Origin of the sequence: Corynebacterium sp. HMSC08F01, assembly GCF_001807545.1 — a bacterium.
Lineage (GTDB): Bacteria > Actinomycetota > Actinomycetes > Mycobacteriales > Mycobacteriaceae > Corynebacterium > Corynebacterium coyleae.
Window position 1 is genome coordinate 25,643 of sequence record NZ_KV789284.1, and the last position, 13,045, is coordinate 38,687.

Here is a 13,045-nt window from a genome sequence, read left to right on the forward strand (position 1 = left end):
CAAACTTCCGGAGCCGTTCACGCTCTTCCTGTTGCTCTTCCTGGCCACCGCGGTCATTTCCACGGTGATGGCCTGGGCGGGCCTGCAGGTGCAGGTGCCTGGCGACGACGAGATCCGCCCCATCAAGGGCTTCTTCACCAGGGAAGGCCTTGCCTGGTTCACCGTGAACTTGGGCAAGAACTACGTTGGCTTCCCGCCGTTGGTGTACGTGCTGCCGATCATCTTGGCGGTCGGTATCGCGGAGCGCTCGGGCATGTTGTCGGCGCTGATCCGCCGGCTGTTCTCTTCCGCGAATACCTCGGTGCTGCCGTATGCGGTCGGTCTGATTGGTGTGTCCGGTTCGCTGATCGCCGACCCGGCGTTCATCGTCATCCCGCCACTTGCTGCCATGGTGTTCCAGGCTGCTGGCCGTCACCCGGTGGCGGGTCTGCTCGGTGGCTTCGCGTCCGTGGGCGCGGGGTACGCCACGTCGCTGTTGCCGGGCTCGCTCGATGCGCTGTTCGCTGGCATCACGAATTCCGTGATGGAGGCGCTACCAAGCCTCGACGCCCCTGAGGTCACCGTGGTCTCTAACTACTGGTTCAACCTTGTCTCCGCGATCGTGCTGGGACTTCTGGCCGGATTCATCATCGATAAGGTCCTCGAGCCCCGCTTAAACAAGCTCGGTGTACCGAACAAGATGGTTGCTGGCGATGACGGCATGACCCGCGACCGCGACGGCAAGAAAATCTCCGCAGAGCTCACCGACGCCGAATCCCGCGGCCTGCGCGCCACTCTGTGGGCCACCCTGCTGCTGACCGTGGTGTGCACGATCGTCGTCCTCATCCCGAACTCTCCGTGGCGCAACGAGGAAGGCAACTTCCTGCCGGACTCGCCCTTGATGCAGTCCACAGTGTTCATCGTGGTGCTCTACTTCGTAGTCATGGGCCTAGTCTTCGGCATGGTTGCGGGCACGATCAAACGCGTACCCGACGTCGCAGACATGATGGCTGGCGCCATGAAGGACATGGTGAACTTCCTCATCCTCGCGTTCATCCTGGGCCAGTTCATCGCGCTGTTTAATTGGTCTGGCATCGGCACCTTCACCGCCGTCAAGGGAGCCAACGCGCTCGAGTCCGCAGGCATCACCGGTTTCGCCGCCATCTTCGCGTTCGTCGTCCTGGCGTCGTGCCTGAACCTGCTGATCATCTCCGGCTCCGCACTATGGACCCTGATGGCGGCCGTGTTCGTGCCCATGTTCGCCCTGATCGGTTTCGATCCGGCCTTCATCCAGGCAGCGTTCCGTGTCGGCGATTCCGCCACCCAGATCATCACCCCGCTGAACCCGTACATCATCGTGATCCTGACGCAGCTGCGCCGCTACGAACCGAAGGCTGGCGTGGGCACGCTCATGTCGCGCCTGATCATGTTCACGGTTCCGTTCTGGATCTTCTGGATGGCCATGCTGTTCATTTGGTACACCTTCGACCTGCCGCTCGGCCCGGGTGCTGCCATCTTCCTGTAGCGCGCCATTCAGGCGTCAGTTACGCGTCATCTAGGCCTCATCTAGCAGCGCCTCCACGGAGATCGCCCCACCCGCCGCTTCGAACTCCTCGCGAGCGCGCTGCAACAGCACCGGGTCATTGAGTACGTCAGCGATGACTTGGCCGAGCCCCACCGCGGAGTCGATCACACCGTCCATTGCGGCCGGGGTGATCGCCGCATCGGCGAACTTAGTGGTGTGCAGCGCAGTGCCCTCCGGCGCGATCTTGACCAACGGGTGGATGCCGGGCACGAGCTGCGAGACGTTGCCAAAATCTGTCGACGCCGCCTGCGAGTCCGGCAAGATCCCACCCGGCAACACTTCCCTACCCCGCGCCTGCTGGGTCGCTCCCCAGCACGCCGCCAAGGTTTCGTTGTTGCGGACAGGAAGCGACATGGGGTGGTTATCCCACTGCACATCCACGCCGGTGCCGGTCATGAGGGCGGCGCCGGTAAGGATGTCGTCGATACGCTTGCTCAAATCCATGAGTGTTTCGGTGTACAGCGAACGCACGTAGAGGCTCAGCGTGGCCGTCTCCGGAATGATCGATGCCCTCGCACCACCGTCCGAGATGATTGCGTGTAGACGATCCGACGGCGGCATCTGCTGGCGCAACAACCCCATGGCTTGGTACGCAAGCGTCGCAGCATCTAGCGCATTGCGCCCCATGTACGGCTGCATCGACGCGTGCGCGGCAACGCCGGTAAACGTTGCGGTAAGCGAGCGGCGCCCCGTCCACGCGTGCGACACCAGGTCGTAGCAGAACGGGTGGATCATCACCGCACAATCCACGCCGTCGAGCATGCCGCCGCGGATCATGTACTCCTTGCCGGTGTGGCCCTCCTCCGCCGGGGTGCCAAGAAACACGATGCGGCCCGAACCCGAACCGACCGCGCCGAGGAAACCACCCACCCCGGATGCAGCGATCACGTTGTGGCCACACGCATGCCCGATACCCGGCAGCGCGTCGTATTCAGACATCACCGCCACCGTCGGATGTGTGCTCGGGTCAAAGTCGTCGCTTTGCCACTCCGCGCGCAGCGCCGTTTCCACGCCATGCGCCCCTTGCTTGACGACGAACCCCTGCCCCTCAAGCACCTTCGCAATCACAGCCTGCGCGTGGAATTCCTGAAACGCCTCCTCCGGGTTCGCGTGCAGGTCACGCATGATGTGTTCCAGGTCGGCCCGGACGGCTTCGACGTTGCGTTCAACCTTCCCCCACACCGCGTCACGGTCCGGATAGCCCGGCTCAATCGGGAACTGCGGCGACGCAGCGGCGATCTCATCTCGCACCACTGCGTCCATGCGCTGCAGGAAGGCAGGGTTCGGTGGGGTTGGACTGGTCGGGCGGTTTGGATGCGTTTCGCTCACGGTCCGCTCACTCTCCGTCGATCGGATTACGTTTCTACAAAACCCTAGCGCAGAATTAATGTGACTGGTACAACATATACACATGAGTACGCGAAAAGCCACAGAGAGCGCCGAGCTCGAGTGCTCTGCCGACAGCAGCCCACCACAGAAGAAAACCGCAATGGATCGCCTCCTCGGCACCATCGAGTCGGTAGGCAACAAACTTCCGGAGCCGTTCACGCTCTTCCTCATCCTGTTCCTCATCACCGCGGTGATCTCCACCGTGATGGCGTATTTCGGGGCCGAAGTCGCAGTGCCCGGCGAGGACGAAAGTGTGAAGATCAAGGGCTTCTTCACCGGTGAAGGCCTGGCCTGGTTCACCACTACCCTCGGCCAGAACTACCTCGGCTTCCCTCCACTGGTCACGGTCCTGCCAATCATGCTCGCCGTGGGCGTTTCCGAGCGCTCCGGCATGCTCTCCGCGCTCATCCGCAAGCTCTTCGGCTCCGCTAACCGCTCGGTTCTGCCGTACGCGGTTGGCATCATTGGCGTGACCGGCTCGATCATGGCGGACGCCGCGTTCGTGGTCATCCCGCCGCTGGCCGCGATGGTGTTCAAGGCCGCTGGCCGCCACCCGGTCGCAGGCCTGCTCGGTGGCTTCGCCGCCGTCGGCGCTGGCTACTCCACCGCACTGGTGCCGACGTCGCTGGACGCCCTGTTCGCCGGCATCACCAACGCCGTGATGGAAACCCTGCCGAGCATGGACGCCACCGAGGTCAACCCGGTGTCCAACTACTACTTCAACATCGCCGCCTCCATCATCCTGGGCCTAGCGTGTGGCTTCATCATCGACAGGATCCTCGAGCCCCGCATGCACAAACTCGACGTCCCCCAGGAGATGGTCGAGGGCGACGACGGCATGAACCGCGACGCCGACGGCAACGAGATCTCCGTCGAACTGACCAAGCCGGAACGCCGCGGCCTGATGTGGGCGGGCGTCGCCACGCTTATCGTCACGGCAATCATCCTGTTCGCAGTACTCATCCCGGATTCCCCGTGGCGCAACGAAGAAGGTGGCTTCCTGCCGAAGTCCCCGCTGCTGCAGTCGATCGTGTTCATCGTCTTCACCTACTTCATGGTCCTCGGCATCGTCTACGGCAAGGTCGCCGGCACGGTGAAGAACATCAAGGACATCGTGGACATGATGACCAAGGCGATGGGCGACATGCTCGGCTTCCTGGTTCTCGCGTTCATCCTCGGCCAGTTCATTTCCCTGTTTAGCTGGTCCGGCATCGGCACCTTCTCCGCCGTCAAGGGCGCAGAGATGCTCGAGGCGGCTGGCATCACCGGCTTCGCGGCCATCCTCGCGTTCATCATCCTGGCGTCGTGCCTGAACCTGTTGGTTATTTCCGGCTCCGCGATGTGGACCCTGATGGCGGCCGTGTTCGTCCCAATGTTCGCCCTGATCGGCTTCGAGCCAGCCTTCACGCAGGCCGCGTTCCGTGTCGGCGATTCCGCCACCCAGATCATCACCCCGCTGAACCCGTACATCATCGTGATCCTGACGTTGCTTCGTCGATACGAGCCCAATGCTGGCCTGGGCACGCTGATGTCGCGCCTGATCGTGTTCGTGGTTCCGTTCTGGGTGTCCTGGGCTGCCCTGCTGTTCATCTGGTACATCTTCGACCTGCCACTCGGCCCCGGCGCTGCCATCTTCTTGTAGTGCCTACACTGGGCGAGCATGAGCATGCTTGCCCCACTTCTCGCCGCAGATCCCGCATCCCCGCGCTTCACTATTTACGACGATGCGCGGGGATTACGCATGGATTTCTCCGCCCAAACGCTGGACAACTGGGCCAGCAAAGTAGCCAACATGCTCGACGAGGAATTCGACCTCCCCCTCGACGCGAGCATCGTCATCGACCTGCCCGTCTCCTGGCAGGCTGCGGTGATTGCGGTTGGCACGTTCAACTCTTCGCGCGCTCCGCTCATCGACGACCACCCCACCGCCCCCGATATCGTCTTCACCACCCCGGAACGCGCCGAAAACTGGACCGACGCCACCGAGTGCGTCCTTGTCTCCGACGACCCGTTCGGCCGCGGCGTCGAGGAAGCCGGCGGCACCATTCCGCCCGGCACCGTGGACTTCGGCCCCACCGTGCGCTTCTACGGCGACGACTACTTCGGCAACAGCCCAGACCTGTCCACCTTCGCCCAGCCAGGCGTTGAGGCCGAACGCTACCTCGCCCCAGATTGGCGTGGCACCGATGACTTCACGATGTCGGTGATGGTACCGCTGGCCGCTGGTGGATCCGTGGTCGTCGTCACGGGTTCGGTATCCGATGAACGGCTCCAGGAGATCTCCGCCGCTGAGAACGTCACGCGCCGTATCCAGTAGTCATGACTGTTACCCCTGCACTCCTGGGCTAAGCTGTGCCGGACACTACCCGCATTGATGAAGGGAATCCGGCATGTCCCGCACGCTGATCCGCCGCGCTGGTGCGCTGGCTCTCGCCCCCGCACTGACCGTCAGCCTCGCCACCGCAACTGTCGCCCCGGCCCAGGCTGAGACCACGGCTCAGACCGAAACCGAGAACACAAACACCACTCCGAAAGACAAGAAGATGGCCACCGGCCCGGGTAGCTCCGAGTACACCCAGGACGAAGTGGATAACGCAGGGCGCTTCGTCGCGCTGCTGGTCGGTGCGGCTGCGATCATCGCCACCCTCGGCGCAGCAGGCCTGTACTTCGCCGCCCCGCACTTCGGCATCAACCTGCCGGGCCTCCCCCGCTAGTCCCGGCGCCGCCGTGCTGGCCGACGCCGCCGTGCTGGCCGACGCCGCCCGGCACGTGTTGCATGGCTCAGCGGCCGAAGAGGCGGCGGGCGAGTCGTCGCCAAGCAACGCGCGCGATGGAGTGCGGCACGGCAAACACTTCGCGCGCGTAGTTTTTCTTCCGCGAGGTTTCAGGCGTCGTCGCAGCGACCATGCGCACCGGGATGCCCAGGTGCCGCGCCCACACGCGGGTACGGGGGACGTGGAAACCGCTGGTCACTACGGTGAGGTACGACGCGTCGGGGAACAGCGCGCGGGAACGTTCCAGGTTTTCGTTCGTGGACCGCGCATGCGGCTCGAGCACCACCGCCTGAGCAGGCACACCGTGGGCGGTGAGCCAGGCGGCCATGATGTCGGCCTCCCCGTCGCCGGACACCACGATCGGCGCCGGATTCGCACGCCACACCTCGAGCGCCTTGTGCAAGCGGTGCTCGAGCATGCGAGAAGGGCGCCCGTCCACAATCCGGGCGCCTAACACAACGATTGGGTTACTCACACATCAGGCGCTGACGCAACGCCTCGTCCTTGCGTTCCACTTCGGCTGCCATGCGTGCCTGGTAGTCCACCATCTTGCGCTGCACAGCCGGGTCGGCGGCACCCAGGATGCGGGCGGCGAGCAGGCCGGCGTTCTTTGCACCACCGATGGAGACCGTTGCCACCGGGACACCTCCCGGCATCTGCACGATGGACAGCAGCGAATCCATGCCGTCAAGCGTGTCCAGCGCGCGCGGAATACCGATGACCGGCAGCGGGGTGGCCGCGGCGACCATGCCCGGCAGGTGCGCGGCACCGCCAGCGCAGGCGATGATCACCTGAAGGTCACGGGTATGTGCCTCCTTGGCGTAGGCGAGCATCTTGTCCGGGGTGCGGTGCGCGGAGACCACGCCGACCTCGAACGGGATGCCAAACTCGGCGAGTACCTCGGCGGCCGGGGCGACGGTGTCCCAGTCCGAGTCCGAGCCCATGATGATGCCAACTTGCGGCTGTGCCATCTGCTTAGTCCTTCCAGGTTGCGTGGATGATGTAGTGCGCGGCGTCCTCGGCAATCGCGAGTGCCTCCTCGACGGTATCGGCGCACACGTTGACGTGGCCCATCTTGCGGCCCGGACGGTGGTCCTTGCCGTAGAGGTGCACCTTGGCCTGCGGGTACTTGCGCATCACCGCGACGACGCGCTCGGCCATCGGAGTGTCCGGATCCTCGTCGCCGCCAAGTGTGTTCACCATGACGGTCGCCGGCGCAAGCGTGTCCACGGCACCGAGCGGCCAGTCCAACACAGCACGGATGTGCTGCTCAAACTGGGAGGTCAGGCAGCCGTCCTGGGTCCAGTGGCCAGTGTTGTGCGGGCGCATGGCCAACTCGTTGACGGCCACCTCCGGGCCGTTCGGCCCCTCATACTCGAACAGTTCCACCGCCAGCACGCCGGTCACACCCAAGCCTTCGGCGACACGCACGGCGAGGTCTTCGCAATGCTTGGCCTGCTCGTCCGACATGTTCGGTGCGGGCGCGATGGCCACGCGGCAAATGCCGTCGTCCTGGCGCGATTCCACCACCGGCCACGCACGCACATCGCCGGAACGGTTGCGCGCCACCATGGCGGACAACTCACGCGTGAAGGCGACCTTCTTCTCTGCCATCAGCGGCAGGTCGCGGCTCAAAAGCTGCTCCACGAGTTCCGCGCATTCGCTTCTCGACGACGGGAACCACACCCCATGCCCGTCATACCCACCCCGCGTCGCCTTCAGACACACCTGACCGTCGGTCTCGTCCCAGAACGCCTCCGCGTCCGCAGCCGACGTGATCGCTGCGAACGGCGGCACCGGCAGGCCCGCCTCAGCGAGGCGGCGGCGCTGCTCGAGTTTGTCCTGGGCGTAGATGAGGGCTTCGGGGCGCGGTTCGACGGCGACGCCGTCGTCGATAAGCAATTGCGCGTACTCGTTCGGCACATGCTCGTGATCAAACGTGACCGCGTCCGCGCCCTCGACGATCGCGCGCAGATCCTCAAGGTTGGTGTAGTCGCCGATGCGGACATCGCCGAAGACTTGCGCCGCCGACTTGTCCTTACTCGACGCGAGCACGCGAGTGTCCACGCCGAGCTCGATAGCTTCTGTTTGCATCATTCGTGCCAATTGGCCGTCGCCAAGCACGGCGACAACAGGCATCCCATACGCGTTACTCACGCCCCACACTGTAGTCGGCCAACCGACTAGCATCGCAGCCATGTCTGAAACCATCGCCCGCCACACCATTTTCCAAAACTCTCTGATGACCGCACTTCTCGACGGCATCTACGACGGCGAGCTCACCATCAGCGACATCCTGAGCAAAGGCAACTTCGGCCTCGGCACCTTCGACGCCCTCGACGGCGAGATGCTCATCCTCGACGGCGTATGCCACCAACTCACCTCCGACGGCAAAGCCCGCGTCGCTGACCTCGACCAACGCACCCCATTTACCGTGGTGACCAACTTCGTACCCCGCCTACGTTTCGACGCACCCGCCGGCATGGTCCGCGCCGAACTCGCCAAATTTATCGACGACGCCGAACCCAGCCACAACTTCTTCACCGCCGTCAAAATCACCGGCCGATTCAAAGAAGTCCGCGTGCGTACCGTCACCAAACAAGAAAAGCCCTATCCCCCAATGTCCGAGGCGGTCTCCGACGACGCCGAACACATCTTCACCGACGTCGAAGGCGTCATCGGCGGATTCCGCACCCCCATGTACGCCAAAGGCATCGGCGTCCCCGGCTGCCACGTGCACTTCATCGACAACGAGCATTCGCGCGGCGGCCACGTCCTCGACTACACCGTCGACGACGCCGTCATCGAACTGTGCCCCGGCACCGACATGGAACTGCACCTACCCATCACCGCCGAATTCCTCGGCGGGCACCTCTCACCTGAGGACCTCGACGAGCAGCTCCACACCACGGAAGTCAAGGACTAGCTGCGGGGGCTGCGGCGCGGGTGCGCGGGCTCAGTGCGTCCGCCTAGCCGCGCAGCTGCGACTGCAGCACCTTCTCCACCGCGCGCGTCTTGCCCACCCGGTCAAACCGCACCGGCTGGGCGTAGCCGTACAGCGCGATCCACAAGCCCCCGCGCTCCCGCCGCACCGAATGGATCTGGCGCAACGGGATCGAATCCACCGCGCCACGCCGCCCCCGCGCCAGGACGCGCTTGTCGGTGACCACGAAGCGCCTGCGTCGCGACGACACCAACGGCAACACAAACCGCCACAGGGCCAGCATCGCCCAGATCAGCACCACAATGTTGCGCATCCCCGGATCGATGTGCGGGGTCACGTCCATCCAGCCGATCGCCATCCAGGCGATACCCGTGAGCGCCACTAACTCCAGCAACGGGAACGTCAACGAAGAAAGCGGCGCACACACGTCGGCGAGGACCACCTCGTCCTCGCCGACGCGAAACACCGCTTTGTTAGCCATGACCGGCTAGGTTACTGCACGCCTACTGGGTCGGGCGGAGGTGGTGGACATCGCCGACGGAGAACGGGGTGTCGTCGATAAGCACCTCGCCCTCATCATTAATGCCCGTGACCAGGCCGCGCACCGTCTCCTCCCCCTCGCGTAACTCCAGGCGAACCTGCTGGCCGATGGTCGAACAGACCTTGCGGTAATCCTCCAACAACTGCGGGTCGCGCTCCTGCCACTGCTTCAAACGACGACCCATCGCGGCGAGGATGTCGGCGGTGAACTCGTCGAAATCCACATCAATGCCCTCAAGGTTCAAGGCGGTGGCGGTCTCCACAGGCAGATCCTCCGGACGCATAGCGACGTTAATGCCGATGCCCACAATCACCCGCGGCATATCCAACGCCGAGAGGATGCCAGCGATCTTCTTGCCGCCAATCTGCACATCATTGGGCCACTTCAACTGCGCCTGCGGCACCACATCCGTCACCGCCACCCCCGGCGCGATAGACAGCAACCCGAACGGCGGCGGGGTATCGGTCACGTCGATGACCATGCTCATGGCCAACTGCGAGCCCTTCGGCGACACCCAATGGCGGCCCAAGCGGCCCTTGCCAGCGGTTTGCTCGTCTGCGATGAGCACCGTGCCCGGCGCGGAACCGTCCTTGAGCAGGTCCGCGTTCGTCGACCCGGTGGACTCGACCCACCGCACGTCAGTCCAGTATCCGGCCACCTTGTCCTGAATTGCCTGCACGTCCTTGACACTCATGTGCACGAGCGTAGTAGCCGGCGGGGTGATGTGGTGGGCGGCGTGGTGGAGGCCCTCCGCTCCCCTCCCCTATCTTCTCGAAACGTCGGTTAGCGCGCTTCGCCGAAGAGGCACCTCATTTCTGAAAATCGGGTAGTAAGAGTCCTGAAAATCCGGTAGTAGTCCTTCTGAAAAACGGGTAGTAGGAACTATTCATGCTGTACACTACCCGTATGTCATATCTTCGGCGCACGCTTGATGACGAGCTTGATCTCCTTATGCCTCACCTGCCCGCAATCGCAATTGACGGACCAAAAGGTGTGGGCAAGACCGACACTGCAAGGCGCCGAGCCGACGCTGCTTGGTATCTCGACGATCCCGATATGAGGAACGTTGCCGAGGCAGATTTCTCGCTCTCCTCCGCACCAGATGGAACTCTTCTACTAGATGAGTGGCAGCATCTTCCCCAGATCTGGGATTCTGTCCGCCGTCAAGTAGATCAGGGCGCTGGGCCCGGGCGCTTCCTCCTCACCGGCTCTGCTACCCCAGTTGACCCGAAGGGCTCACACTCTGGGGCCGGACGCATCGTCTCATTGAGAATGCGACCAATGGCAGTTCATGAACGCGGCGTCGCCAACCCCACATGCAGCTTCGCCGGGATCTTGGCCGGAAACACCGATGTATCTGGTTCTTCTGACTGTAGGCTCGACGACTACGCACGCCTCATCACCGGAAGCGGATTCCCCGCCATCGCTTCCGCGAATCCGCTCATCCAGGTCACACTGCTGGATTCCTACATTGAGCGAATCATCGATCGTGATATTCCCGATGCAGGATACGAGGTGAGACGGCCGGAATCGCTTCGAAGCTGGTTGCGCGCATACGCTGCTGCAACAGCCACTACCACCGCTTACTCCAGGCTGCTTGATGCGACCACCGGCGGTCAGACTGAACAACCAAATCAGAAGACCACACTCGCATATCGTGAGCACCTTGCAAAGATTTGGCTGCTTGATCCAGTTCCTGGTTGGGTTCCAGAAAACAATGAGTTCAAACGCCTGCAGCAAGGCCCAAAGCATCACTTGGCTGACCCTGCACTCGCTGCCAGGCTTCTTGGAATATCCCCATCTGGCCTCTTGAGTAACCGTGCTGCGCACATGTTCGGGCCGCTTTTCGAGTCTCTGTGTGCGCTCACCCTGCGTGTACTGGCCCAAGCAAACAGGGCCAAGGTCTACCACCTCAGGTCGAACGCGGGAGAGCGAGAAGTCGACTTCATCATTGAGGGCGCTGAGCGGGAGGTGCTCGGGGTGGAAGTCAAGCTGAAGCCTCATATCGATGACGCCGACGTCCGACACCTCCTATGGTTGCGCGACCGCATTCCAGACCGTGTTACCAACCTCATGGTCCTTACCACGGGGAAACAGGCTTATGTACGACCTGACGGTGTGATCGTTATGCCTCTCGCGCTTCTCAGCAATTAGTGTTCCCGTTTCCTCACCCTCGCCCTCGCAAGCCCCCGGAAGCACACCCCAACCCGGCACCCCGGTTACACCTACGCTGCGAAACGTCTGGCGACGCGCCGTCGATAGGCAATGTGGCAGGAACAATCTCGGAATCTAGACTGGGGCGTTATGAGTTCATCTAAACCCGACATGACCACGACGGCTGGCCGCATTCAGGATCTGCGCAATCGCCTGGATGAGGCGCAGGCACCGGTCGGTCAGGACGCGATCGATGCTGTCCACGAGGCTGGCGGCACCACTGCTCGTGAGCGCGTGCTTTCGCTTCTCGACGACGGCACGTTCGTGGAGACCGACGCCCTGGCCAAGCACCGCGTCGAGGCATACAAGATGGACAAGTCCAAGCCTTCCACCGACGGTGTGATTACGGGCTACGGGCTGATCGACGGCCGTCGTGTCTGCGTCTTCTCCCAAGACCCGACGATTTTCGACGGCCAGGTCGGTGAGGTGTACTGCGAGAAGATCCTCAAGATCTACGACTTGGCAACCAAGACCGGCGTGCCGCTGATCGGTATTTATGACTCGACTGGCCCGCGTTGGAAGGAAGGCATTGTCACCGCGCATATGCAGGCACAGATCCTGCGTGCGGCAACCCGTGCGTCGGGTTTGATTCCGCAGATCGCGGTCGTGGCCGGGGATGTCGCCTCGCTCGCTGCCACCACGGTCCCGATGGCGGACATCACCGTCATGGCCGAGGGCGCGTCCCTGCACGTGACCACGGCGGACATCGTGAGCAAGGTCTCCGGCGCCGAAACGACTTCCGATGAGCTTGGCGGCACCGCCGTCCACGCCGCGGAGACTGGCCTGGCGCAGCTCGTCGCCGCGACCGATACGGAAGCGGTGGACCTGGCCCGTACCGTGGTCAGCTACCTGCCGCTGAATAACAAGGCCGCTTCCCCGCTGGGTGCCGACAACGCCGAGGCCCCTGCGACGGAGGCCGACCTCGACACATTCATGCCTGACGACGACAACCAGCCCTACGACGTCACCGACATCCTGGCTTCGGTCACCGACGGCGACGTTCTGGAACTCTCCGCTGGCTTCGCAAGTTCCGTGGTCACCGGTTTTGCGCACGTGGGCGGGCGCGCGGTTGGTGTCGTCGCAACGCAGCCGAGTGTTTTGGCTGGCTGCCTGACCCGCGACGCCGCACGCAAGGCCGCACGCTTCATCCGCACCTGCGACGCGTTTAACCTGCCGATCGTGCAGTTCGTGGACTCCCCCGGCTTCCTCCCGTCGGTCGAGGAGGAGCGCTCCGGGTCCGCCGCAGCCGCCGCCGCACTCGCCTACGCGTTTGCAGAGGCCCAGGTGGGCACGATCACCGTGGTCACCCGCAAGGCGTTCGGTCCGTCGTACGCGCTGCTCGGCTCGAAGGGCCTGGGCGCGGACCTGGTGTTCGCTTGGCCGACCGCACAGATCGCACTGGCAGACGCCACCACCGCCGCCGAGGCGATCGGCACCGACGAGGAGCAGTACGCCGCGGACAACCTCAACCCGTACGTGGCCACTGAGCGCGGAATGGTCGACGCCGTCATCGAACCGTCCACCACCCGCGCCCGCGTCCTCGAGGGTCTGCGCCTGCTCGAGCGCAAGGTGACCTACCCGGCACAGAAGAAGCACGGCAACATCCCGCTGTAAGGAGG

At 63.6% G+C, this 13,045-nt stretch carries 13 protein-coding genes; 7 read left to right on the forward strand and 6 right to left on the reverse strand.

What is annotated here, in order from left to right:
* On the forward strand, positions 1-1,504 hold a 1,504-nt coding region (locus tag HMPREF3171_RS01430; protein ID WP_246815292.1), incomplete at its 5' end, for an AbgT family transporter.
* 30 nt (positions 1,505-1,534) lie between these two features.
* Here the strand turns inward: HMPREF3171_RS01430 and HMPREF3171_RS01435 are convergent.
* Complete coding sequence (locus HMPREF3171_RS01435; protein WP_070482536.1) at positions 1,535-2,827, reverse strand: M20 family metallopeptidase; 1,293 nt, start codon at positions 2,825-2,827, stop codon at positions 1,535-1,537.
* 226 nt (positions 2,828-3,053) lie between these two features.
* On the opposite strand from HMPREF3171_RS01435, the gene HMPREF3171_RS01440 reads away from it, so the two are divergent.
* From HMPREF3171_RS01440 to HMPREF3171_RS01450, 3 genes are all read left to right on the forward strand, one after another.
* On the forward strand, positions 3,054-4,595 hold the full coding sequence (locus HMPREF3171_RS01440) for an AbgT family transporter (protein ID WP_246815302.1): 1,542 nt from the start codon (positions 3,054-3,056) through the stop codon (positions 4,593-4,595).
* A gap of 18 nt (positions 4,596-4,613) precedes the next feature.
* Positions 4,614-5,270, forward strand: a complete 657-nt coding sequence (locus tag HMPREF3171_RS01445; protein WP_070449546.1) for a TIGR03089 family protein — start codon at positions 4,614-4,616, stop codon at positions 5,268-5,270.
* Between the two features lie 73 nt (positions 5,271-5,343).
* On the forward strand, positions 5,344-5,667 hold the full coding sequence (locus tag HMPREF3171_RS01450; protein WP_070482363.1) for a hypothetical protein: 324 nt from the start codon (positions 5,344-5,346) through the stop codon (positions 5,665-5,667).
* A 67-nt stretch (positions 5,668-5,734) separates the two neighbouring features.
* On the opposite strand, the gene HMPREF3171_RS01455 is transcribed toward HMPREF3171_RS01450, so the two are convergent.
* The 3 genes from HMPREF3171_RS01455 to HMPREF3171_RS01465 are packed head-to-tail and all read right to left on the reverse strand — an operon-like array spanning position 5,735 to position 7,866.
* On the reverse strand, positions 5,735-6,202 hold the full coding sequence (locus HMPREF3171_RS01455; protein WP_070482365.1) for a YdcF family protein: 468 nt from the start codon (positions 6,200-6,202) through the stop codon (positions 5,735-5,737).
* On the reverse strand, positions 6,195-6,698 hold the full coding sequence (purE, locus tag HMPREF3171_RS01460) for a 5-(carboxyamino)imidazole ribonucleotide mutase (RefSeq protein WP_070482367.1): 504 nt from the start codon (positions 6,696-6,698) through the stop codon (positions 6,195-6,197). The genes HMPREF3171_RS01455 and purE overlap by 8 nt, the downstream gene beginning before the upstream one ends.
* 4 nt (positions 6,699-6,702) lie before the next feature.
* Positions 6,703-7,866 (reverse strand): 5-(carboxyamino)imidazole ribonucleotide synthase, encoded by a 1,164-nt coding sequence (locus HMPREF3171_RS01465; protein WP_083291902.1) that lies wholly within the window; start codon positions 7,864-7,866, stop codon positions 6,703-6,705.
* Between the two features lie 58 nt (positions 7,867-7,924).
* On the opposite strand from HMPREF3171_RS01465, the gene budA reads away from it, so the two are divergent.
* Positions 7,925-8,653 carry an acetolactate decarboxylase gene (gene budA, locus HMPREF3171_RS01470; RefSeq protein ID WP_070482369.1) on the forward strand — a complete coding sequence of 243 codons (729 nt, stop codon included), beginning with the start codon at positions 7,925-7,927 and terminating at the stop codon, positions 8,651-8,653.
* A gap of 43 nt (positions 8,654-8,696) precedes the next feature.
* Here the strand turns inward: budA and HMPREF3171_RS01475 are convergent, their stop codons facing one another.
* Together HMPREF3171_RS01475 and HMPREF3171_RS01480 are read right to left on the reverse strand one after the other, a co-directional pair.
* Entirely contained in the window at positions 8,697-9,152 is a 456-nt protein-coding gene (locus tag HMPREF3171_RS01475; protein WP_070449537.1) for a hypothetical protein, read from the reverse strand.
* 22 nt (positions 9,153-9,174) lie between these two features.
* Positions 9,175-9,906 (reverse strand): biotin--[acetyl-CoA-carboxylase] ligase, encoded by a 732-nt coding sequence (locus tag HMPREF3171_RS01480; RefSeq protein ID WP_070482371.1) that lies wholly within the window; start codon positions 9,904-9,906, stop codon positions 9,175-9,177.
* A gap of 194 nt (positions 9,907-10,100) precedes the next feature.
* On the opposite strand from HMPREF3171_RS01480, the gene HMPREF3171_RS01485 reads away from it, so the two are divergent.
* Both HMPREF3171_RS01485 and HMPREF3171_RS01490 read left to right on the forward strand, forming a co-directional pair.
* Positions 10,101-11,366 carry an ATP-binding protein gene (locus HMPREF3171_RS01485; protein ID WP_246815293.1) on the forward strand — a complete coding sequence of 422 codons (1,266 nt, stop codon included), beginning with the start codon at positions 10,101-10,103 and terminating at the stop codon, positions 11,364-11,366.
* 150 nt (positions 11,367-11,516) lie between these two features.
* Positions 11,517-13,040 (forward strand): acyl-CoA carboxylase subunit beta, encoded by a 1,524-nt coding sequence (locus HMPREF3171_RS01490; RefSeq protein ID WP_070482373.1) that lies wholly within the window; start codon positions 11,517-11,519, stop codon positions 13,038-13,040.
* Positions 13,041-13,045 lie beyond the last annotated feature (5 nt).

Excerpts from the sequence above, each read along its gene's own strand:
- HMPREF3171_RS01490 (WP_070482373.1), top strand. The coding sequence starts at position 11,517 with ATGAGTTCATCTAAACCCGACATGACCACGACGGCTGGCCGCATTCAG.
- HMPREF3171_RS01485 (WP_246815293.1), top strand. The coding sequence starts at position 10,101 with ATGCTGTACACTACCCGTATGTCATATCTTCGGCGCACGCTTGATGAC.
- HMPREF3171_RS01450 (WP_070482363.1), top strand. The coding sequence starts at position 5,344 with ATGTCCCGCACGCTGATCCGCCGCGCTGGTGCGCTGGCTCTCGCCCCC.
- HMPREF3171_RS01480 (WP_070482371.1), bottom strand. The coding sequence starts at position 9,906 with ATGAGTGTCAAGGACGTGCAGGCAATTCAGGACAAGGTGGCCGGATAC.
- HMPREF3171_RS01445 (WP_070449546.1), top strand. The coding sequence starts at position 4,614 with ATGAGCATGCTTGCCCCACTTCTCGCCGCAGATCCCGCATCCCCGCGC.
- budA (WP_070482369.1), top strand. The coding sequence starts at position 7,925 with ATGTCTGAAACCATCGCCCGCCACACCATTTTCCAAAACTCTCTGATG.
- purE (WP_070482367.1), bottom strand. The coding sequence starts at position 6,698 with ATGGCACAGCCGCAAGTTGGCATCATCATGGGCTCGGACTCGGACTGG.
- HMPREF3171_RS01440 (WP_246815302.1), top strand. The coding sequence starts at position 3,054 with ATGGATCGCCTCCTCGGCACCATCGAGTCGGTAGGCAACAAACTTCCG.
- HMPREF3171_RS01435 (WP_070482536.1), bottom strand. The coding sequence starts at position 2,827 with ATGGACGCAGTGGTGCGAGATGAGATCGCCGCTGCGTCGCCGCAGTTC.
- HMPREF3171_RS01465 (WP_083291902.1), bottom strand. The coding sequence starts at position 7,866 with ATGCCTGTTGTCGCCGTGCTTGGCGACGGCCAATTGGCACGAATGATG.
- HMPREF3171_RS01475 (WP_070449537.1), bottom strand. The coding sequence starts at position 9,152 with ATGGCTAACAAAGCGGTGTTTCGCGTCGGCGAGGACGAGGTGGTCCTC.